The following is a 19,370-nucleotide window of genomic DNA, read 5'->3' on the forward strand; positions in this document are numbered from 1 at the left end:
CCGTATCCGCCCTCATCGTCTCCGCAGTACGATCGCGGCTCGGGTTCCATTCTTTCTCTCGGGTTTCCATCATGCCTGTGCGGATTCGCAATTCCTTTGGCGTTGTGTTCGGACGCATGCTGCTGCGCGGGATCGGTCAGATCTATCTGCTGCCCAGCGCCCGTGCGGGCGCGATCCTGCTGGGCGCTCTGGCCTGGCAGTCCTGGACGCTGGCGGGCGCCTGTCTGCTGGGCGTGTTGACCGGCACCGCATGGGGTCTGTCCGCGGGCGATGCCGCCGGCAGTCGCGCAGGGCTGGACGGCTACAACGGCGCATTGACCGGGCTGGGGGTCATGGCCGTGCTGCCGTCCGGGCCGCTCGCCTGGTCCCTGGTGGCGCCGTTGGCCTGTCTGGCCGCCTGGATGACCCATGCCTGGCGCCGCCGGTGCGCCGTACCGCCTTATACGGCGCCGTTCGTACTCGTGACCTGGCTGCTGATGGCGATGGTGGCCGGCCTGGATTTTCCGCAGGCGGCGGCGCCGGCCGCCGCCGACCCAGGCTGGGGTGGGGCGACTCAGGGCGTGCTGCGCGGAGTCGGTCAGGTGATGTTCCTGGATGATCCCCGGGCCGGCGCCCTGTGCCTGCTGGGGCTGGCGCTGGGCGCCCCCCGGGCGGCGCTGTCCGCCGCCCTGGCGTCCGGCCTGTGCCTGTGGGTGGCAGGCCTGGCGGGCTTCCCGGCCGACGCGGCACAGTCGGGCTTGTATGGTTTCAACGCCGTGCTGGCGGCCGAGGCGCTGCGGATGGTCCGCCCGGGCCGCTGGCTGTGGCCGTGCCTGGGCGCGCTGCTCAGCCTGGGCCTGATGCGCGGCTTTCAGTTGCTGGAGCTGCCCTCGCTGACGGCGCCGTTCCTGCTGGCGACTTGGGCGGTGCGCCAGGCCGCCCTGCGCCGGCCGGCTCAGGCACGGACAGCCTGATCGGCGGATTGCCCGAAGTCCGCAGGTGCCGGCCCGGGGGCCGGCCGGGCTTCCAGCGAGGCGAGGAAGCGCCAGACGAACAGCAACGTGATCAGCAGCAGGCCCGGGTAGCCCAGCCCCGCCAGGATATAGGGGATGGTCGGGTCGCCCTGGGCCACGGCGTCCAGGTTGAAGCTGAGCAGGCCCAGGGTGATGAAAGCGCCGAAGATCCACATTCCCGCCAGCCACAAGCCGGCTTCCGTGCCGTGCAGCGTGCGGCGCCAGCGGCCCGGGTTGGCTGCCCGGAAGACCGCCCGGGGCCGGGAGGCGTTGCGCGCGCGCAGTCCCAGCGTCAGCAGATCGTAGATCAGCAGGCCGGCGCCCGCCAGGAAGATCAGGCCGAACACCGGTACCAGGACCTTGTAGAACTGCATGGCGGGGAAGATTTGTCCGCCGAACCAGCTCAGGCCCATGGCGCGGTACAGGAAGACCTGGATCGTGCCGCCGATCGCGAAGGCGAAAGCGATGCCCAGCATGCCGGCGAAGACCAGCCAGAAAGCGATCCGGCCCAGCCGCTGGTCGAAGTCCTTGACGCCTCGCAGCAGGGGAATCGCGTAATAGGCCGCCGCGATGCCCAGCATGCCGAAAGTGCCGAACAGCGCCAGGTGGGCGTGGCTGGGCGTGACCCAGGTGCCGTGCGACCACACGTTGGTCAGCGCGAAGGTCATGGTGAACCCCAGGATGCCCGCCCCGACCTGCTCCAGCACCACCGAGCCCAGGATGAAGTAGAAGGCCGGCGCGTTTGCCAGCGGTCGGCGATCCTGGTGGGCATCCAGGTAGATGTGCCAGAAGCAGAACACCAGGGGCAGCGGTTCCAGGGCGCTGAACAGCGACCCCCAGAACTGCCAGAATTCCGGCGTGCCGATCCAGAAATAGTGGTGGGCATTGCCGATCAGGCCCGACAGCCAGACCAGCGCGACCCCCCAGAACACGGCGTAGCCGACCGCCTTGACGTCGGCCTTGAACATCAGCACCAGAAGGAAGCCCACCAGGCTGATGTGGATGACTTCCCAGACGCCCTCGACCCAGTAGTGCACCACGTACCAGCGGAAATATTCCTGCAGGTCCAGCCGCTCGATGAAGAACACGCCGAACAGCCAGACGAAGGTCAGGGCGGTGACTCCGATCGCCAGCCCCCAGTGGATCTCGTTCCAGTCGCGGCGCGCCGGGAAGGTGCGCAGCACCACCCAGGCCAGAATGGCGAAGCCGACGAAGATGACGACGTCGGCGGCGCGCCCGGCCTCCAGGTATTCCAGGCCTTCCTGCAGCCAGGGCTGCCCCAGCCACCAGCCGGCGATACCCCGCGCCGCCAGGGACTGGGTGGCGATGTTCCACAGGGTGACCGCCAGCAGGGCCCAGAACAGGAAGCGGATCAGTCCGGGGGCGGCCAGTTCGCGGCGCGACAGCAGGGGGCCGACGAACAGGATGGTGCCGATGAAGCCCGACAGGATCCAGAGGATGCCGAGGTTGGTGTGCTCGGCGCGCAGGATGTTGAAGTTGAGAATGCCCGAGAGCAGGCGCGGGTCCACGTGCTGCACGGCGATCAGCAGGCCGAACAGGACCTGGAACCCGAACAGGATCAGCATCAGCAGGAAGAAGCGCAGGCTCAGGCGCTGCGTGTGGAAATCGATCTGGATCATGAGGGCTTCCTTTTCACAGGCTGCGCAGGTAGGCCACGATGGCCTTCATGTCGGCCTCGTCGATCAGCGCGTCGTAGGACGGCATGACATGCGGCGGGTAGTCGGCGACGATCTGGGCGTCGGGCTGGCGGATCGAGCGGACCAGGTAGGCCTCGTCCGCCGTGACGGTCGTGCCGTCGGTCAGCCGGACCTCGTGGCCGGCCACGCCGCCCCATCCCGGGCCCACCGTGCGCTTCTGGTCGCTGGCGTGGCAGGCCACGCAGCCCAGGTCGGAGACGAGTTGCCGGCCGCGCGTCACGGGATCCTGGGCTTGAGCGTCGGCCGTGGCAGTGGCCGGAACCGACGGGGCGGTTGCGGCGGCCTGGCCGGATGCCGCGCCGTTTCCGACTGCCTGCGTGTGTCCGGCCAGGCCGCCGGGAATCCGCCGGTCCTCGCGCGGCTTGGGCGGCCAGCCCTCGGTGTGCAGGGCCGAGGTGTATTTCAGGAAAGCGATCAGCGCCGTGACTTCATGGGCGCTGAGCGGCAGGTTGGGCATCAGGGTATGCTGTCCGCCGCGCCGGTCCAGGCGCTCGGCGGCGCCGGGGTAGCGCCGCAGGTAGGCTTGAAGATCCGCTGTGCCGGCGTCCTCCCGGGCGGCCGGGTTCTGCAATTGGACCCGCACGGCGGCGGACGTGGGCCAGCCGCCCGCCGAGGGCAGGAAGGCGGCCAACCAGGCGGCGCCGGCGTCGGCGTGGATGCGCGTCAGGTCGGGCCCGAAATAGGCGCCGTTGCCGACGATGGTGTGACAGCCCATGCAGTTGTAGGCCTGGAAGACGCGCTTGCCTTCCACCGCGCCGGCGCCGCCGTACTGGATGTCGTCGGGGACGGCCTGTCCGCGCGAAGGCAGGAAGGACCAGGCGGACAGCAGCAGGAAGATCGCCAGCATCAGCGCCAGCACGGCCAGGGCTGAGCGGCGTTTGGCCGTTTCACGGCAGTCGGTTCCGTTCAGGCAGCTCATGGCCGTTCCTCCCGCGCCAGGCTGTCGCGCCCGGCATCCGGGCGCGCCTGTTCGTCGTGCAGGAACAGGGTGCGCAGGCTGCCCAGGAAAACGTAGAACACGTAGACCGCCAGGACATAGCCCGCGGCGATGTACAGCCACCACAGGGCATGGGATTCCGGCCAATACTCGAAATCCCGCCAATAGGGCCAGGACAGCAGCACGCTGACCAGGCCGGCCAGGGCCGACAGCACCCCGTCGATGATGCGTTGCGCCATGATTGTCTCCCCTCCGTATCGTGGATGGCGGAACCAGTCTAGGAGCGGGGGGCGGGCGGGTGCCTAGAAGCCATCACCCCGGATGAGGGATATGGTTGATGCGCAATCGTTCAAAAAACATCAAACGATGGTTTTGATTGCTGCGATGCGGGATGGGGCTGGGTTGGCAGTCTGAAATTCAACAGGTAAGCATTAAAACATTATCATTTATAATCAATTATTTATATCGTATTTTTAATGTATTGCTTTAATTTTGGAAACGTGGATGTCGAAGATAGGGCGTGCGTGGCTTTGCTCAGATGGATCTTCTTTTCCGGAAAATGCCTTAACTTGTATCAAGTCGGTGCGGGAATAGGGATTTTCCCCTGAACCATCCCTGAGACCATGCTGCCGCTGGAGCAGCGCCGGGTCGGCGGCCTGCCCGAGCCCCGATCCGGGGCTGAATCCGGCCCGAGTGCGAATGCCGCGCGGCCTGACGCGCTCTGATGCGCGATTGGTCAGGACACGGTGGTGGTGCCAGCGTGCCTAGGGTTCGTCGCTCATTCGATATTCTGCGCCTGTTCCCGCATCTGCTCGATCAGCAGCTTCAGATCGATGGCGGCCTGGGTGACGGACAAGGCGGCGGCTTTGGAACCCAGGGTGTTGGCCTCGCGGTTCATTTCCTGGAACAGGAAGTCCAGGCGTTTGCCGCTGCCACCGCGCGTGGAGGATGCGTGGCGGCCAGACAGGATCTCACGCAATTCCTGCAAGTGGGAGCGCAGCCGGGTGAGTTCCTCGGCCACATCCACGCGCAGGCCGAACAGGCTGGCCTCCTGGGCGATGCGGGCGGTCAGCTCGGCTCCGCCGATAGCGGCGAAGCCCTCCGGGCTGGCGGACTCCAGGGCCTCGCGCAGGCGCTGGGCGACGCGGTCCTGATGCTGGCGCACCAGATCGGGCAGTTCGGCTTCCACGCGCACCACGATCCCGTCGATCTCGTCGGCCATGCCCAGCATGGCCTGCGCCAGCCGGGCGCCCTCGCGCAGGCGCGTGGCGCCGAATTCCTCCAGCGCCTGCTCGCAGGCCTGTTCGCACAGGGGCAGCCAGACCTCCGCGTCCAGGCCGCCGCGCATCGCGCCTTCGCGCGGGAGTTCGGCCAGCGTCGGCGCGGGCAGATCCGGGATGAGCCGGCGCGCCCATTGCAACTGCTCGGCCAGCGCGCGCACGGCTTCGGCGTCGATGGGCCGCAGAGCCTCGCGATCGATCGCGGCATAGGACAGTTTGAGTTCGACCTTGCCGCGCAGGGCCTGGCGGCCGACGAGATCGCGGACGCGGGATTCGGCGAAACGCAGGTCTTCGGGGATCCGCAGGCTCAGGTCCAGGTAGCGGTTGTTGACGCTGCGGATCTCTGCGCTGATCGAACCCGCGTCGGAGTCCAGGCGGGCGGAGCCAAAGGCGGTCATGCTGCGGATCATGGGGCGGTCTCGTCGGCGTTTCTCTACAATGGAGCCTTATTGTAGTCCGGCCCCGTTGGGCTTTCTGGCAGGAAATTTCTTCATGACGATCCCCCCCACCCACGATTCCGCCCCCGGGCGGCCGGCCGGCCGCCGGCCGGATGAACTGCGCCGCGTCGAACTGCTGACCGGCTATACGTGCCACGCCGAGGGCTCGGTGCTGGCCTGCATGGGCGATACCCGTGTGCTGTGCAATGCCAGCGTGCTGGACAAAGTCCCGCCTTTCCTGAAGGGGCGGGGGCAGGGCTGGGTCACGGCGGAATACGGCATGCTGCCGCGCGCCACGCACACCCGGGGCGACCGCGAGGCGGCCCGGGGCAAGCAGAGTGGCCGCACCCAGGAAATCCAGCGCCTGATCGGCCGCGCCCTACGCGCGGTGTTCGACCTGGAGGCGCTGGGCGAACGCACCCTGCATCTGGACTGTGATGTGCTGCAGGCCGACGGCGGCACCCGCTGCGCCAGCATTACCGGCGCCTGGGTGGCGGCGGCCCTGGCGGTGCGCGGACTGATGGCCAGCGGCCAGTTGGCGGCCGACCCGCTGCGCGGCCAAGTGGCCGCCGTCTCGGTCGGCATCGTGGACGGGCGTCCGGTGCTGGATCTGGACTATCCTGAAGACTCCGCCTGCGACACGGACATGAACGTGGTCATGACCGGCGTCGGGGATTTCGTCGAGGTCCAGGGAACGGGCGAGGGCGGCAGTTTCCGCCGCGATGAGCTGAACGGCCTGCTGGACCTGGCGACCGGTGGCGTCCGTGAACTGATCCGCGCGCAGGCCGCCGCGCTGGAGGCCACATGAAAAATGGCTGCCACGCCGCGATGAAAAAGGTCGTGCTGGCCTCGGGCAACCCCGGGAAGCTGAAGGAATTTTCCGCCAGTCTGTCGGCGGCCGGCATCGAAATGGTGCCGCAAAGCGCATTGGGGGTACCCGAGGTCGATGAGCCCTTCCACACTTTCGTGGAAAATGCCCTGGCCAAGGCGCGCCATGCCAGCCGCGTCACCGGCCTGCCGGCCCTGGCCGATGATTCCGGCCTGTGCGTTCACGCCCTGGGCGGCGCGCCCGGCGTCCATTCGGCGCGCTACGCCCAGGCGCCGGACGGCACGCGCTCGGACACGGCCAACAATGAAAAACTGGTGGCCGAAATGGCAGGCCGGGCCGACCGGCGCGGCAGCTATGTCGCGGTTCTGGTCTATGTCCGCAGCGCCGACGATCCGCGCCCGATCGTGGTCGAAGGCGCCTGGGACGGCGAGGTTCTGGAGGCCCCCAGAGGAATCAATGGATTCGGCTATGACCCGTATTTCTACCTGCCCGACCTGGGCATGACCGCCGCCGAATTGCCTCTGGAACAAAAGAATATCCTCAGCCATCGCGCCCGCGCCCTGCGCGGCCTGCTGCGGGCGCTGCGCGGCGAATTCGGTCAGGACGTCGGGAAAGCGGAGAAACAATGAAAAGACTGGTTCCCGTCCCCACGCCCGAGCGCGAGGGCGATGGCCGTCCCGGCGTGCGCGGCAAGCCCGGGCTGGTGGCGTTGCCTCCCTTGTCGCTGTATGTGCACGTGCCCTGGTGCGTGCACAAATGTCCGTATTGTGATTTCAATTCGCACGAGCGCACCGGCGACCTGCCGGAAGAGGCCTATCTGCAGGCGCTGCAAGCCGATCTGGAGCAGGCCGTGCCCGATGTCTGGGGCCGGCCGGTCACGACGGTGTTTTTCGGCGGAGGCACGCCCAGCCTGTTGTCGGCGGATGCGATCGACAGGATCATCGGTCTGTTCCGCGCTTACCTGAATCTGCCTCCCGATGTGGAGATCACCCTGGAGGCCAATCCGGGCACGGCCGAGGCGGCCCGCTTCCAGGGCTATGCCCAGGCCGGAGTGAACAGGATTTCGTTGGGCATCCAGAGTTTCGACGACGACAAGCTGCGCCGCCTTGGGCGCATCCACGATGGCGCCCAGGCGCGGGCGGCCATCGAAATGGCCCAGCGCGCCGTGGACCGGGTCAACCTGGACCTGATGTTCGCGCTGCCGGAGCAGACCCTGTCCGAGTGCGAACGGGATGTGCGCGAGGCCCTGGCATTCGGCACGGGCCATCTGTCGATGTATCACCTGACGCTCGAGCCCAATACGGTTTTCGCCAAATTTCCGCCTCGCGTTCCGAATGACGAGCTGGGGGCCGCGATGCAGGACCGGGTGGCCGAACTCATCCAGGCGGCGGGGTTCGACCGCTACGAGGTCTCGGCCTACGCGCGGCCGCACCAGGCGTGCCAGCACAACCTGAACTACTGGCGTTTCGGCGATTATCTGGGCATCGGCCCCGGGGCGCATTCCAAGATTTCCTTCCAGGATCGCATCACGCGCCAGGCGCGGGCGCGCATGCCGGACGCCTGGATGCGGCTGGCGACCGAAGGCTCGGGCAGGCATGTGGTCGAACACCGCGAACTCACCCGCGACGACCTGGGCTTCGAGTTCATGCTGAACGCGCTGCGTCTGCGCGAAGGCGTTGAGGGCGGGCTGTTCATCGAACGCACCGGCCTGTCATTGATGGCCATTCTGTCGGCCATGCGCCGCGCGGTCGATCGAGGCCTGCTTCAACCGGGTCTCGACCGGATCTGTGCCACGCCGCAAGGCTGGAATTTTCTGAACGAACTGCAAATGGAATTCCTGGATGAAACCGGGGGCTGACCGTGCTGTGAATCTTTCAAGGTCGCCGACCCCAAAAGTTCATTTGCAACGCCCTCACATGGTGCATCCATTTTGGGGCGCATTGAAATACGCACTAAAATGGTGCGCTGATGCACCATTGCAATCATCGCGCAGTCCGTCAGCGGACATTGCGGCCTGCAATAGTCCTCTGAAAAGTTGGCACGATCATTGCTTATGAATCTGATGAAGCCTAGGGGCTTTTCCCTTTGACGATATGACTTGGCGCAGGAGCTTTTATGTCCACCCCTGAAAACGTTGTGCAGATGATCGCCGAACGCGAAGTGGCGTTCGTGGATTGCCGCTTTACCGACACCCTGGGTCGGGAGCACCACCTGACCGTTCCCGCCGGTCAGATGGACGAAGACCGCATGGAATCGGGCGTCGCTTTCGACGGATCGTCGATCGCCGGCTGGAAGGGCATCGAGGCGTCCGACATGATCCTGGTCCCGGATGCCAACACCGCCCGCCTGGATCCGTTCCGCGAGGAAACCACGTTGATCCTGACCTGCGACGTGGTCGAGCCCTCCGACCTGAAAGGCTATGACCGCGACCCGCGTTCCCTGGCGCGCCGCGCCGAGGCCTACCTGAAGTCCAGCGGCCTGGGCGACACCGCCTATTTCGGTCCGGAACCCGAGTTCTTCGTCTTCGACGGCGTGAGCTGGAACGCGGACATGAGCGGCAGCTTTGTGAAGATCTCTTCGGACGAGGGCGTCTGGTCGAACGCCAACGAGGCCAATGGCAACAATCTGGGCTATCGCCCGAGCGTCAAAGGCGGCTATGTGCCCGTGCCCCCGATCGATTCCTTCGCCGACATGCGTTCGGAAATGTGTTTGCTGATGGAACAGATGGGCGTGCCCGTCGAGGTCCATCACCATGAGGTCGCGAACTGCGGCCAGCTGGAAATCGGCACCCGGTTTTCCACCCTGGTGCAGCGTGCCGACTGGACTCAGATCATGAAGTACGTGATCCGCAATGTGGCCCACGTCTATGGCAAGACCGCGACCTTCATGCCCAAGCCCGTGGTAGGCGACAACGGCTCGGGCATGCACGTGCACCAGTCCATCTGGAAGGACGGCCAGAACCTGTTCGCCGGCAACGGCTATGGCGGCCTGTCGGAGTTCGCCCTGTACTATATCGGCGGGGTCATCCATCATGCCCGCGCCTTGAACGCCATCACCAATCCGGGCACGAATTCCTACAAACGCCTGGTGCCGCACTATGAAGCCCCGGTCAAGCTCGCGTATTCCGCCCGCAACCGTTCGGCCTCGATCCGCATCCCCTACGTCAGCAACCCCAAGGCGCGCCGCGTCGAAACGCGCTTTCCGGATCCCCTGGCCAACCCGTACCTGGCGTTTTCGGCGCTGATGATGGCGGGCCTGGACGGCGTCCAGAACAAGATCCACCCGGGCGACCCGGCCGACAAGAACCTGTACGACCTGCCGCCGGAAGAAGACGCCAAGATCCCGACGGTGTGCGCGTCGCTGGACCAGGCGCTGGAGGCGCTGGACCGCGACCGCGAGTTCCTGACGCGCGGCGGGGTCTTCAGCAACGATCTGCTGGACGCTTACCTGGATCTGAAGTCCAACGAACTCGACCGCCTGCGCGTGACCCCGCATCCGGTCGAATTCGACATGTACTACACACTCTAGCGAGACGCGCGGTGGACACGACCAGCCTCGACCTGCTGTGCACCGCGGTCCTGCTGCTGGACGAGTCCCACCGCATCCGCCACGCCAATGGCGCGGCGGAGGAATTGCTGGGCCAGTCCCGCCGCCAATTGGCGGGGCAGCCCGCGCAGCCCTGGCTGGATGGCCGCGACAGCGTCCTGAAAACCCCGCTGCGGGGCCAGCCCTGGGCCTGGCTGATCGAAATCCCCGTCCACCAGGGCGTCCATCTGGACGACCTGCGGCAGGCACGGGGCAGCCAGGAGGCGCAGCGCGAGACCTTGCGCAACCTGGCGCACGAAATCCGCAACCCCCTGGCGGGCCTGCGGGCCGCCGCCCAGTTGCTGGAAATGGAACTGCCGCGCGACGATCTGCGCGAATACACCCGCGTGATCGTGGCCGAAGCCGACCGGCTGGCCGGCCTGGTGGCCCGGCTGGCCTCGTCCAGCCAGCCTGCCGCGGCACCCAGTGTGTTCAATGTCCACGAAGTGTGCGAACGGGTCCTGTCCCTCATTCGTCTGGAATTCGGCGAACGGATCCGTCTGGAGCGCGACTATGACGCTTCGGTGCCCGACATGCGCGCCGATCGCGATCCGTTGCTGCAGGCGCTGCTGAACGTGGCGCGCAATGGCGCGCAGGCGCTGGCCGAAGCCCCCGGCAAGGCCGACCCCGTGCTCCGGCTGAGCACCCGCATCCTGCATCAACCCATGCTGGCCGACGGCCAGTACCGCATGGGATTGCGGATCACGGTCACCGACAATGGGCCGGGCGTGCCCGAGGCGCTGCGCGACAAACTTTTTCATCCCCTGGTCACCGGCCGGGCCCAGGGCACCGGCCTGGGGCTGAGTCTCGCCCAGGAATGCCTGCAGCGTCAGGGTGGCCTGCTGGAGTTCGACTCCGTTCCGGGCCGCACCGAGTTCCGCCTGTCGCTGCCGCTGGAGGTTGCATGAGAACGGGACGGGAAACGGCATGAACACGATCTGGATCCTGGACGATGAACCCGGCATGCGCTGGGTGCTGGAAAAGGCCCTGGACAAGGCTGGCTGGCCGGTGCGCAGTTTCGCCGACGGCGCGGCGTTGAAGGCGGCGCTCGATGCCCTGGAGGGCGCGCAGGATCCGCAAGCGCCCGCCGTACTGGTGTCCGACATCCGCATGCCCGGCCCCGATGGCCTGACGCTGCTGGCCGCGGTGCGTGCGCGCCTGCCGAGCCTGCCCGTCATCATGATGACGGCCTATACCGACCTGGACACGACCGTGGCGGCCTTCGAGCAGGGCGCCTTCGACTACCTGGCCAAGCCATTCGACATCCAGGCCGCCGTCGAACTGATCGCCCGCGCCGCCCAGTCGGCGCCATCCCGGTCCGGAAGCGATGCCGTGCGGGAAGATCAGGCCGATGCCGGCATCGTGCTCGGCGAGGCGGAAATGGCGCCTTCGCAGTCGCCGGCCATGCAGGATGTGTTCCGCGCCATCGGCCGTCTGTCCCAATCCGGCGCCACCGTGCTCATCACCGGGGAATCCGGGACCGGCAAGGAACTCGTGGCCCGTGCCTTGCACCGGCACAGCCGCCGCGCCGCGGGCCCTTTCGTGGCGGTGAACGCGGCCGCGATCCCGCGCGATTTGCTGGAGGCGGAACTGTTCGGCCATGAGCGCGGCGCCTTCACCGGCGCGGTCCAGTCGCGTCGGGGGCGCTTCGAGGAAGCCGACGGTGGGACGCTCTTCCTGGACGAGATCGGAGACATGCCGGCCGAACTGCAGACCCGCCTGCTGCGGGTGTTGGCCGAAGGCGCTTTCTACCGGGTGGGTGGCGCGCGGCCCGTCCAGGCGGATGTGCGTATCGTGGCCGCGACGCACCAGCCGCTCGAAGAGCGCGTACGGGCGGGCCTGTTTCGCGCCGACCTGTTCCATCGTTTGAACGTCATCCGCCTGCGCCTGCCGCCGCTGCGGGAACGCCGCGAGGACATCGAGTCCCTGGCGCGGCATTTCCTGGCGCGCAGCGCGGCGGAGCTCGGCGTGCCGGTGCGCCGGCTCGACCGCGCCGCGCTGGATGCCTTGCGCCGTTTCGACTACCCCGGCAACATCCGTCAACTGGAGAACGTCTGCCAGTGGCTGACGGTCATGGCGCCCAGCGCCGAAGTCGGCCTCGAGGATCTGCCGCCCGAGATTCTGGACGCCGATGCCGCAGGGATGCCCGGACAGGGCACGCAACCCGGGCTGGACGATCCGCCGTTTCGCGTGCCGGATACGGCGGCCGCCCCGGCACTCACAGGGGGAGACGCCGCGCCGCTGCGGTCCGACTGGCGTGCGGGGCTGGAAGCCGAGGCATTGGACCGTCTGGCTCGTCGCGAATCCGGCGTGATGGATAGGCTGCAGCGGGATTTCGAGCGGACGTTGTTGCGGGTCGGTCTGCGCCAGGCCGGGGGACGTCGTGGCGAGGCCGCGCTGCGTCTGGGCATCGGCCGCAACACGCTGACCCGCAAATGCCGGGAATTGGGCCTCGACAACCCCGATGGGGACGAGGCGCCCGGGGCCTCAGGCGGCTGAAGGCGCGCCCCGCAGGCTGGCCTGGGCACGCCGGGCCATCAGGGCCTCGCGGTGAATGAAGGCCGCGATCTCCGGTGTGGCGGGATGGTGGTGCATCCCGTAGGGTGTGTCCCATTGAGCCAGCCGGCCTTCCTTCAGGATGCCGATCCGGTCGGCCACGGCAAAGGCCTCCGCCTGGTTGTGAGTGACCAGCAGCGCGGTGCGTCCGGTCGCCTTCAGCAGATCGCGCAACTCGAAAGCCAGCCGTTCCCTGGCATCCACGTCCAGATTGGAAAAAGGCTCGTCGAGCAGCAGCAGCTCGGGCTCGGGCGCCAGCGCCCGTGCCAGCGCCACGCGCTGCTGCTGTCCGCCGGACAGTTCATGGGGGTGGCGCGCCGCCTGGTCGGCCAGGCCCACGAGATCCAGCATGGCGCGCACACGCCTGTCTCGCTCGGCCGCGTTCAGCCTGCGCAGGCCGAAGCCGACGTTGGCCGCCACATTCAGGTGGGGGAACAGTGCGTAGTCCTGAAACATCATGCCCACGCGGCGGTGTTCGGGTTCGACGCGCACGCCTTTGTCCGACAGCGATCGCCCGTCCAGCCGGATCGAACCGCCGTCCAGCGGTTCGAAACCGGCGATGGCGCGCAGCACGCTGGTCTTGCCGCAGCCCGAGGCGCCCAGCAGACAGGCGATCTGGCCGGCCTCCAGGGACAGAGTCAGTTCGCGCAGCACCGTGCGTCGGCCGCCATCGGCGGCGTAGCTCAGGGAAATCCGGTTCAGTTCCAGCATATCGTGTCTCAGGAGGCGGGGCGGTCCAGCAGGCGGGCCAGCAGGATCACGGGCAGCAGGCCGGCGGCGACGATACCCAGGGCGGCAATGGCGCCTTCCTCGTAGGTACCGCGCGCGGCTTCGGCATACAGCCAGGTCGCCAGGGTATCGAAATTCAGGGGCCGCAGCAGCAGCGTGGCGGGCAGTTCCTTCATCGCATCCACGAACACCAGCAGCGCCGAGGCGGCCAGGGCCGGACGCAGCAGGGGCAGGTGAACGCGTCGCAGCATGCCGTGAACGTTTTCGCCCAGCAGGCGCGCAGCCTGGTCGATGGACGGCGGGATACGGTCCAGGCCCGCTTCCAGCGTTCCCACGGGAATGGTCAGGAAACGGATCACATAGGCCAGTGCCAGGGCGGCCGGGGTGCCCAGCAGCACCAGGCCCGTCGGGTCCAGGCCGATTGTCGCGCGCAGCGCCGCCAGCCCCCGCTCGATCGCCATCAGAGGGAACAGCAGGCCGATCGCCAGGACGGTGCCGGGCACGGCGTAGCCCAGCGTCGTCAGCCGGGACAGGGCGCTGCGCCAGGCGCGCGCGCGGGGAAGGATGCGGCGGCTCCAGGCAACGACCAGGCCGATGGCCAGGACGATGACCGTGGCCAGTGCCGAGACGGTCAGTGTCTGCCCGGCGGCGCGAAGCAGGGCGGGCGAGGGGCCTTGGCCGCCGCCCAGGCGTTCGAGCGCGAGGGCCAGCAGATAGGCGGCCGGCGCGACGAAGCCGATCAAGACGGGCGTCACACCCAGCAGGGTGGCGAGCCAGCCCGCCGCGCCGGGCAGCCGGCGCGGACGGATCGGCGCCGCGCGGCGGTTGCCGGTGTAGCGCAGGCGCCGGCGGCCGTGGCGTTCGACCGCGATCAGGACGGTCACCAGCGTCAGGGTCACCAGCGCGATCTGGGCGGCGCCCGCCAGATCGGAACGGGTCACCCAGGTGGTGTAGATGGTGACCGTCAGCGTCTGGACCCCCAGGAATTCGGAGGCGCCGATGTCGTTCAAGGTTTCCAGCAGCACCAGGCACAGGCCCACGGCGATGGCCGGCCGGGCCAGGGGCAGGGCGACATGCCGGAATGCGCCCCAGGGGCCGTATCCGAGCAGCCGGGCGGCTTCCATCAGGTGGGCCGCCTGGCTGGCGAACATGCTGCGGGTGGTCAGGTAGACGTAGGGATACAGCACGAACGACAGCAGCACGATGGCGCCTGGCAGGCTGCGCGGGTCCGGCAGCCGGAATTCGCGCGGGCTGGCATAGCCCAGGAGGGCGCGGACAGCCTCCTGGACGGGGCCGATGGGGTGCAGGATGTCGAGGTAGGCGTAGGCCACGATGTAGGTGGGCACGGCCAGCGGCAGCAGCAGCGCCCAGGAAAGGACCTTGCGGGCGGGGAAGTCGTAGGCCGTGACCAGCCAGGCGGCGCCCACCCCCAGGGCGGCGGCCAGCAGGCCCACGCCGGCGAGCAGGAACAGGGTTTGGGCCAGCGCGTCCGGCAGCACGAATTGCAGCAGATGGTCCCAGTGGGCGCCCGATCCCTGGACGGCCTGCCCCACCAGGGCCAGGACCGGGGCCAGCACGGCGAGCGCCGTCAGGACCGTCCCGGTGTGCCAAGGCCAGGCCTGGAACCGGCCGGTCGCCATGCGCGCGTCCCGCCTACTGGTTCAGGCCGGCGCGATCGACCAGTTCGCTGGCCTGCTTGCGGTGGCGCGCAATCTCGGTCAGCGGCAGGGTGTCGATCGTGAGGGGGCCGAAGCTGGCCACGGTCGGGTCAAGCGTCACGCCCGCCCTGACGGGGTATTCGTAGTTGGCTCGCGCGTAGAGGCTCTGGGCTTTGTCCGATACCAGATATTCCAGCAACTGGACGGCCTCGGCGCGGTGCGGCGCGTGACGCGCCACGGCGGCTCCCGACACGTTGACGTGGGTGCCTGGCGCGTTCTTGAACGTGGGCCGAATGACGCGGATGGCATCGCCCCACCGGCGGGCATCGCTGCCTTCGGCGGCGTTCTTCATGTGGCCTGCGTAGTAAGCGTTGGCGATGCCGATGTCGCAAATGCCGCCCAGGATGTCGCGCGCCACATCCCGGTCGCCGCCGGTGGCGGGCCGTGCCAGGTTGGCTTTCACGCCGCGCAGCCATTGTTCGGCCGCCTCGGCACCGTCGTGGGCGATCAGGGCGGCGATGAGCGCGGTGTTGTAAGGATGCTGGCCGGAACGGATGCAGACTTTCCCTTTCCAGCGCGGGTCGGCCAGTTCTTCATAGTGGAAAGACTGGATGTCCAGGTCTTTGGCGACGTAGGCCACCCGGTCACGCAGCGACAGGGCGAACCACTGGCCATCGGCCGCGCGCAGGTTGGCGGGAATGGCGGTCCGCAGCGCGGCGGAGTCGACCGGCTGGGTGACTTCGCCGTCCACCAGGTCCAGCAGGTTGCCGATATCCACCGTCATCAACACATCGGCCGGCGATTGCGCCCCCTCGGCGCGCACCCGTTCGAGCAGGCCATCCTTGACGAAGACCGTATTGACCTTGACGCCGGTATCCTGCGTGAAGGCGGTGAGTAGCGGTTCGACGAGCCTGGGTTCGCGGGTGGTGTACAGATTGACTTCCGTCGCCAGGACGGGCCCGGCCGTCAGCGACATGGCGGCGGCCAGCAGGGACAGGCGTCGGGCGAAGGACGGGGCGCGGAAGCGGATCGGCATGACGGTGCTCATAGCAATAAATGAAAAATGAGAATGGTTCTCAAAATGGATTAGCAATTTATCACCGCATTCAGCTTAAAGCAAGCTGAACGGGCTAAAATGCGTCGCGATCCAGGAGCCGCCGGGTTTCGCGCCTCAGCCTTGCGCGAAATCAAGAAACGCTCCTCGACACGCGGGGATCCGTCTTGCGTTTCCCGGCCATCGCCGTACCATCTCTTTCATAGACATTCATTCTCGAATCCTGGAGTCCGACCTTCGTCATGGCCGCTTTCAATTCCGAGCAAGTCCTCAGTGTGCGCCACTGGAACGACACGCTGTTTTCCTTCAAGACCACCCGCGACCCCGGCCTGCGCTTCCACAATGGCCATTTCGTGATGCTGGGCCTGGAGGTCGAGGGCAAGCCGTTGATGCGTGCGTACAGCATCGCCAGCGCCAACCACGAGGACAACCTGGAGTTCTTCAGCATCAAGGTGCCGAACGGCCCGCTCACCTCGCGCCTGCAGCACCTGAAGCCGGGCGACGCCGTGCTGGTCAGCCGCAAGCCGGTCGGCACGCTGGTGGCCGACGACCTGAGGCCGGGCCGCCACCTGTACCTGTTCGCCACCGGCACGGGGCTGGCGCCGTTCCTCAGCATCATCAAGGATCCGGAGGTCTACGACCGTTTCGAAAAAATCGTCCTGATGCACGGTGTGCGCTTCGTCAGCGAACTCGCCTACGCCGACTACATCCGCCGCGAGTTGCCGCAGGACGAATACCTGGGCGAAATGGTGCGCGACAAGCTGATCTACTATCCCACGGTGACGCGCGAACCTTATGAACACCAGGGCCGGCTGACGACGCTGGTCGAAAGCGGCAAGTTGTTTGACGATATCGGTCTGCCGCCCTTGGATCCGGCCGTCGATCGCGCCATGATCTGCGGCAGCCCGGCCATGCTGACCGACATCCGCGCCATGCTGGACGCCCGGGGCTTCGTCGTTTCGCCGGGGGTCGGCGAACCGGGCGATTATGTCTACGAGCGTGCCTTCGCCGAAAAATGAGCCTGGCGCGGAGCCGCCCCGGCTTTTATTTTTCGCTATTGATCGGTACACTCTGATAGTCTTTTAACCATTACCGAGTGTCCACCATGAGCAAGGCAATCATCCATACCGATGCCGCCCCGGCCGCCGTCGGCCCGTATTCCCAGGCGGTCAGCGCGCCGGCCGGCAAACTGGTCTTCCTGTCGGGCCAGATCGGGCTGGAACCCGGCACGGGCGAACTGGTGTCGGAAAACTTCGAAGGCCAGGTCCGCCAGTCTTTCGCCAATATGCAGGCCGTCATCGAGGCGGCCGGCGGCACGCTGAGCGATATCGTCAAGCTGACCCTGTTCCTGACGGACCTCAGCAAGTTCGCCAGCGCCAACGCCATCATGGCGGAAATCATTCCGCAACCCTACCCGGCGCGTTCGACCCTGGGGGTCGCCAGTCTGCCCAAGGGCGCTCAATTCGAAGTCGAAGCCATTCTGGCGCTCTGACATCCGCCGCCGTCCGCCGGGACACGCACCGTGAATTCGGCTGAAAAGCCGCGCCGGGCCGTGACCGGCGCCCGAAAGCCGGCAGGCGTGCCGCAAGCACGCCTGTTCGAACGCCTGGGCCTGCGCACGGCCGCCGATTTCGCGACGCACCTGCCGCTGCGCTACGAGGACGAGACCCGCATCACACCCATTGGCGATGCCCGACCCGGCGTTCACGCGCTGTTCGAAGGCGAGATTGCCGACAGCGAAATCCGCTTCGGTCCCCGGCGGACGCTGCAGGCCACGCTGACCGACGATTCCGGCCGCCTGGGCCTGCGCTGGCTGCACGTCTACCCGGGGCAGCAGGCCCGTCTGCATGCCGGTCGCCGGATCCGTGCACGGGGCGAAGTCCGGGCGGGTTTTCATGGCCTGGAAATCGTGCATCCGCTGGTGACGGAGCCGGACAAGCCGCTGCCCGACACCCTGACGCCCGTCTACCCCACGACCCAGGGCCTGTCCCAGTCCGCTCTGCGCAAGGCCATCGCCCGCTCCCTGGACGAAGCCGACCTGGGCGATACCTTGCCGTCCGCCGTGCGCGAAGCCTACGGGCTCGCCGATTTCGAGCCATCCCTGCGTCTGCTGCACAATCCGGGGCCGGATATTTCCCTGGACTCGCTGGCCCGGCACAGTCATCCCGCCTGGCGGCGCATCAAGTTCGATGAGTTGCTGGCGCAGCAACTGGCCCTGGCCGATGCCCGGGCCGCACGCCGCGCTCAGTCCGCGCGCAGTCTGCGGGGGGATGGCGGCCTGACGGGCCGCCTGCTGGCCGGCCTGCCGTTCGCGCCCACCGGCGCCCAGTCCCGCGCCGCGGCGCAGATCGGCGAGGACCTGGCGCGCACGCACCCCATGCATCGTCTGTTGCAGGGCGATGTGGGCAGCGGCAAGACGCTGGTGGCGGCGCTCGCGGCCGCCCAGGCCATCGAGGCCGGCGCCCAGGTCGCCGTGATGGCGCCCACGGAAATCCTGGCGGAGCAGCTCTGGCGCAAGCTGTCCGATTGGCTGGGGCCGCTGGGTGTGGCGCCGGTCTGGCTGGCTGGCGGCCTGCCGGCCGCCGAGCGTCGCCAGGCCCTGCGGGCCATGGCGTCCGGCGAGGCCCGGCTGGCGGTCGGTACCCAGGCCCTGATCCAGGACAAGGTGGAATTCGAATCGCTGGGACTGGTGATCAGCGACGAGCAACACCGTTTCGGCGTCGGGCAGCGCCTGGCACTGAATCTCAAGGGCGACCGGGCCCGGTTCCGCCCGCACCAGCTCAGCATGAGCGCCACACCCATTCCGCGCACCCTGGCGATGGCCTTTTTTGCCGACATGGACGTCTCGGTGCTGGATGAACTGCCGCCGGGCCGGGTGCCGGTGCGCACGCGCCTGTTCGACGACCGGCGTCGCGACGAGGTCCTGGCCCGCGTGGGCGAGGTTGTGCGCGCCGGGCGCCAGGCCTACTGGGTCTGCCCCCTGGTCGAGGAAAGCGAAGCCCTGCAGTTGCAGACGGCCGTCGATACCCATGAATTGCTGTGCGCGGCCTTGCCGGATCTGCGCATCGGCCTGATGCACGGCCGCCTGCCGGCACGGGAAAAATCGGCGGTCATGGACGCCTTTCGCGCTGGGGACACCGACTTGCTGGTCGCAACCACCGTCATAGAGGTCGGTGTCGACGTGCCCAACGCCGGCCTGATGGTGATCGAACACGCCGAACGCTTCGGTCTGGCGCAATTGCATCAGTTGCGTGGCCGGGTAGGGCGGGGCGGCGGCGAGGCCACCTGCGTCCTGCTGTACCAGCCGCCCTTGTCGGCCATCGCCCGGGAGCGCCTGCGGGCCATGTACGAGACGACCGATGGGTTCGAGATCGCGCGCCGCGACCTGGCCCAGCGCGGGCCGGGCGAGCTGCTGGGTTTGCGGCAGTCTGGGCAGGCTTTGCTGCGCTTCGCCGACCTGGACTCCGATGAAGACCTGCTCGAGCAGGCCCGCGAGGCGGCCGCCTGGCTGTCGGCCGAGTTTCCCGAGCATGCCCGCGCCCACCGGCAACGCTGGATGGCGGGCGCCGACCAGTATCTGCGCAGTTGAGAGGAA

At 67.6% G+C, this 19,370-nt stretch carries 17 protein-coding genes; 10 read left to right on the top strand and 7 right to left on the bottom strand.

What is annotated here, in order from left to right:
* Window positions 1-71 precede the first annotated feature (71 nt).
* Window positions 72-953 (top strand): urea transporter, encoded by an 882-nt coding sequence (locus tag O4H32_RS09695; RefSeq protein ID WP_269358664.1) that lies wholly within the window; start codon window positions 72-74, stop codon window positions 951-953.
* Here O4H32_RS09695 and O4H32_RS09700 read toward each other — a convergent pair.
* From O4H32_RS09700 to O4H32_RS09715, 4 genes are all read right to left on the bottom strand, one after another.
* A complete protein-coding gene (locus tag O4H32_RS09700; protein WP_269358666.1) occupies window positions 935-2,632 on the bottom strand; it encodes a cbb3-type cytochrome c oxidase subunit I in 1,698 nt (565 codons plus the stop codon). The two genes, O4H32_RS09695 and O4H32_RS09700, sit on opposite strands and share 19 nt — an antisense overlap.
* 13 nt (window positions 2,633-2,645) lie before the next feature.
* Window positions 2,646-3,629 (bottom strand): cytochrome c, encoded by a 984-nt coding sequence (locus O4H32_RS09705; RefSeq protein ID WP_269358668.1) that lies wholly within the window; start codon window positions 3,627-3,629, stop codon window positions 2,646-2,648.
* Window positions 3,626-3,886 (bottom strand): hypothetical protein, encoded by a 261-nt coding sequence (locus O4H32_RS09710; RefSeq protein ID WP_269358670.1) that lies wholly within the window; start codon window positions 3,884-3,886, stop codon window positions 3,626-3,628. The genes O4H32_RS09705 and O4H32_RS09710 overlap by 4 nt, the downstream gene beginning before the upstream one ends.
* A gap of 539 nt (window positions 3,887-4,425) precedes the next feature.
* Window positions 4,426-5,337, bottom strand: coding sequence for a YicC/YloC family endoribonuclease (locus O4H32_RS09715; RefSeq protein WP_269358672.1), 912 nt, complete (start codon window positions 5,335-5,337; stop codon window positions 4,426-4,428).
* Window positions 5,338-5,419: 82 nt separating this feature from the next.
* Here O4H32_RS09715 and rph point away from each other — a divergent pair, with 82 nt between their 5' ends.
* From rph to ntrC, 6 genes are all read left to right on the top strand, one after another.
* Window positions 5,420-6,172, top strand: coding sequence for a ribonuclease PH (gene rph, locus O4H32_RS09720; RefSeq protein WP_269358674.1), 753 nt, complete (start codon window positions 5,420-5,422; stop codon window positions 6,170-6,172).
* 20 nt (window positions 6,173-6,192) lie between these two features.
* Entirely contained in the window at window positions 6,193-6,822 is a 630-nt protein-coding gene (gene rdgB, locus O4H32_RS09725; RefSeq protein ID WP_269358917.1) for an RdgB/HAM1 family non-canonical purine NTP pyrophosphatase, read from the top strand.
* On the top strand, window positions 6,819-8,051 hold the full coding sequence (gene hemW / locus O4H32_RS09730; RefSeq protein ID WP_407932643.1) for a radical SAM family heme chaperone HemW: 1,233 nt from the start codon (window positions 6,819-6,821) through the stop codon (window positions 8,049-8,051). The genes rdgB and hemW overlap by 4 nt, the downstream gene beginning before the upstream one ends.
* A 257-nt stretch (window positions 8,052-8,308) precedes the next feature.
* Window positions 8,309-9,721 (top strand): type I glutamate--ammonia ligase, encoded by a 1,413-nt coding sequence (gene glnA, locus O4H32_RS09735; RefSeq protein WP_269358676.1) that lies wholly within the window; start codon window positions 8,309-8,311, stop codon window positions 9,719-9,721.
* Between the two features lie 11 nt (window positions 9,722-9,732).
* Complete coding sequence (gene glnL, locus O4H32_RS09740) at window positions 9,733-10,686, top strand: nitrogen regulation protein NR(II) (protein ID WP_269358678.1); 954 nt, start codon at window positions 9,733-9,735, stop codon at window positions 10,684-10,686.
* Window positions 10,687-10,705: 19 nt separating this feature from the next.
* Window positions 10,706-12,277: a nitrogen regulation protein NR(I) gene (ntrC, locus tag O4H32_RS09745; RefSeq protein ID WP_269358680.1), complete on the top strand. Its 1,572-nt coding sequence runs from the start codon at window positions 10,706-10,708 to the stop codon at window positions 12,275-12,277.
* Here the strand turns inward: ntrC and O4H32_RS09750 are convergent.
* Genes O4H32_RS09750 through O4H32_RS09760 form a run of 3 tightly spaced genes read right to left on the bottom strand, consistent with a single transcriptional unit; the run spans window position 12,266 to window position 15,697 of the window.
* On the bottom strand, window positions 12,266-13,045 hold the full coding sequence (locus O4H32_RS09750; protein ID WP_269358682.1) for an ABC transporter ATP-binding protein: 780 nt from the start codon (window positions 13,043-13,045) through the stop codon (window positions 12,266-12,268). The genes ntrC and O4H32_RS09750 overlap by 12 nt on opposite strands.
* An 8-nt stretch (window positions 13,046-13,053) precedes the next feature.
* Window positions 13,054-14,703, bottom strand: a complete 1,650-nt coding sequence (locus tag O4H32_RS09755) for an ABC transporter permease (protein ID WP_269358683.1) — start codon at window positions 14,701-14,703, stop codon at window positions 13,054-13,056.
* 13 nt (window positions 14,704-14,716) lie between these two features.
* Window positions 14,717-15,697, bottom strand: coding sequence for a Fe(3+) ABC transporter substrate-binding protein (locus O4H32_RS09760; RefSeq protein WP_269358921.1), 981 nt, complete (start codon window positions 15,695-15,697; stop codon window positions 14,717-14,719).
* Window positions 15,698-16,017: 320 nt separating this feature from the next.
* Between O4H32_RS09760 and O4H32_RS09765 the strand changes: the two genes are divergently transcribed.
* The 3 genes from O4H32_RS09765 (at window position 16,018) to recG (ending at window position 19,364) form a co-directional block, all read left to right on the top strand.
* The gene (locus O4H32_RS09765; RefSeq protein WP_269358685.1) at window positions 16,018-16,794 is read left to right on the top strand and encodes a ferredoxin--NADP reductase; all 777 of its coding nucleotides are present in this window, start codon (window positions 16,018-16,020) and stop codon (window positions 16,792-16,794) included.
* Between the two features lie 86 nt (window positions 16,795-16,880).
* Window positions 16,881-17,267, top strand: coding sequence for a Rid family detoxifying hydrolase (locus O4H32_RS09770; RefSeq protein WP_269358687.1), 387 nt, complete (start codon window positions 16,881-16,883; stop codon window positions 17,265-17,267).
* Between the two features lie 87 nt (window positions 17,268-17,354).
* The gene (gene recG / locus O4H32_RS09775; protein ID WP_269358923.1) at window positions 17,355-19,364 is read left to right on the top strand and encodes an ATP-dependent DNA helicase RecG; all 2,010 of its coding nucleotides are present in this window, start codon (window positions 17,355-17,357) and stop codon (window positions 19,362-19,364) included.
* Window positions 19,365-19,370: the final 6 nt, after the last annotated feature.

Origin of the sequence: Castellaniella denitrificans, assembly GCF_027214045.1 — a bacterium.
Lineage (GTDB): Bacteria > Pseudomonadota > Gammaproteobacteria > Burkholderiales > Burkholderiaceae_B > Castellaniella > Castellaniella denitrificans_A.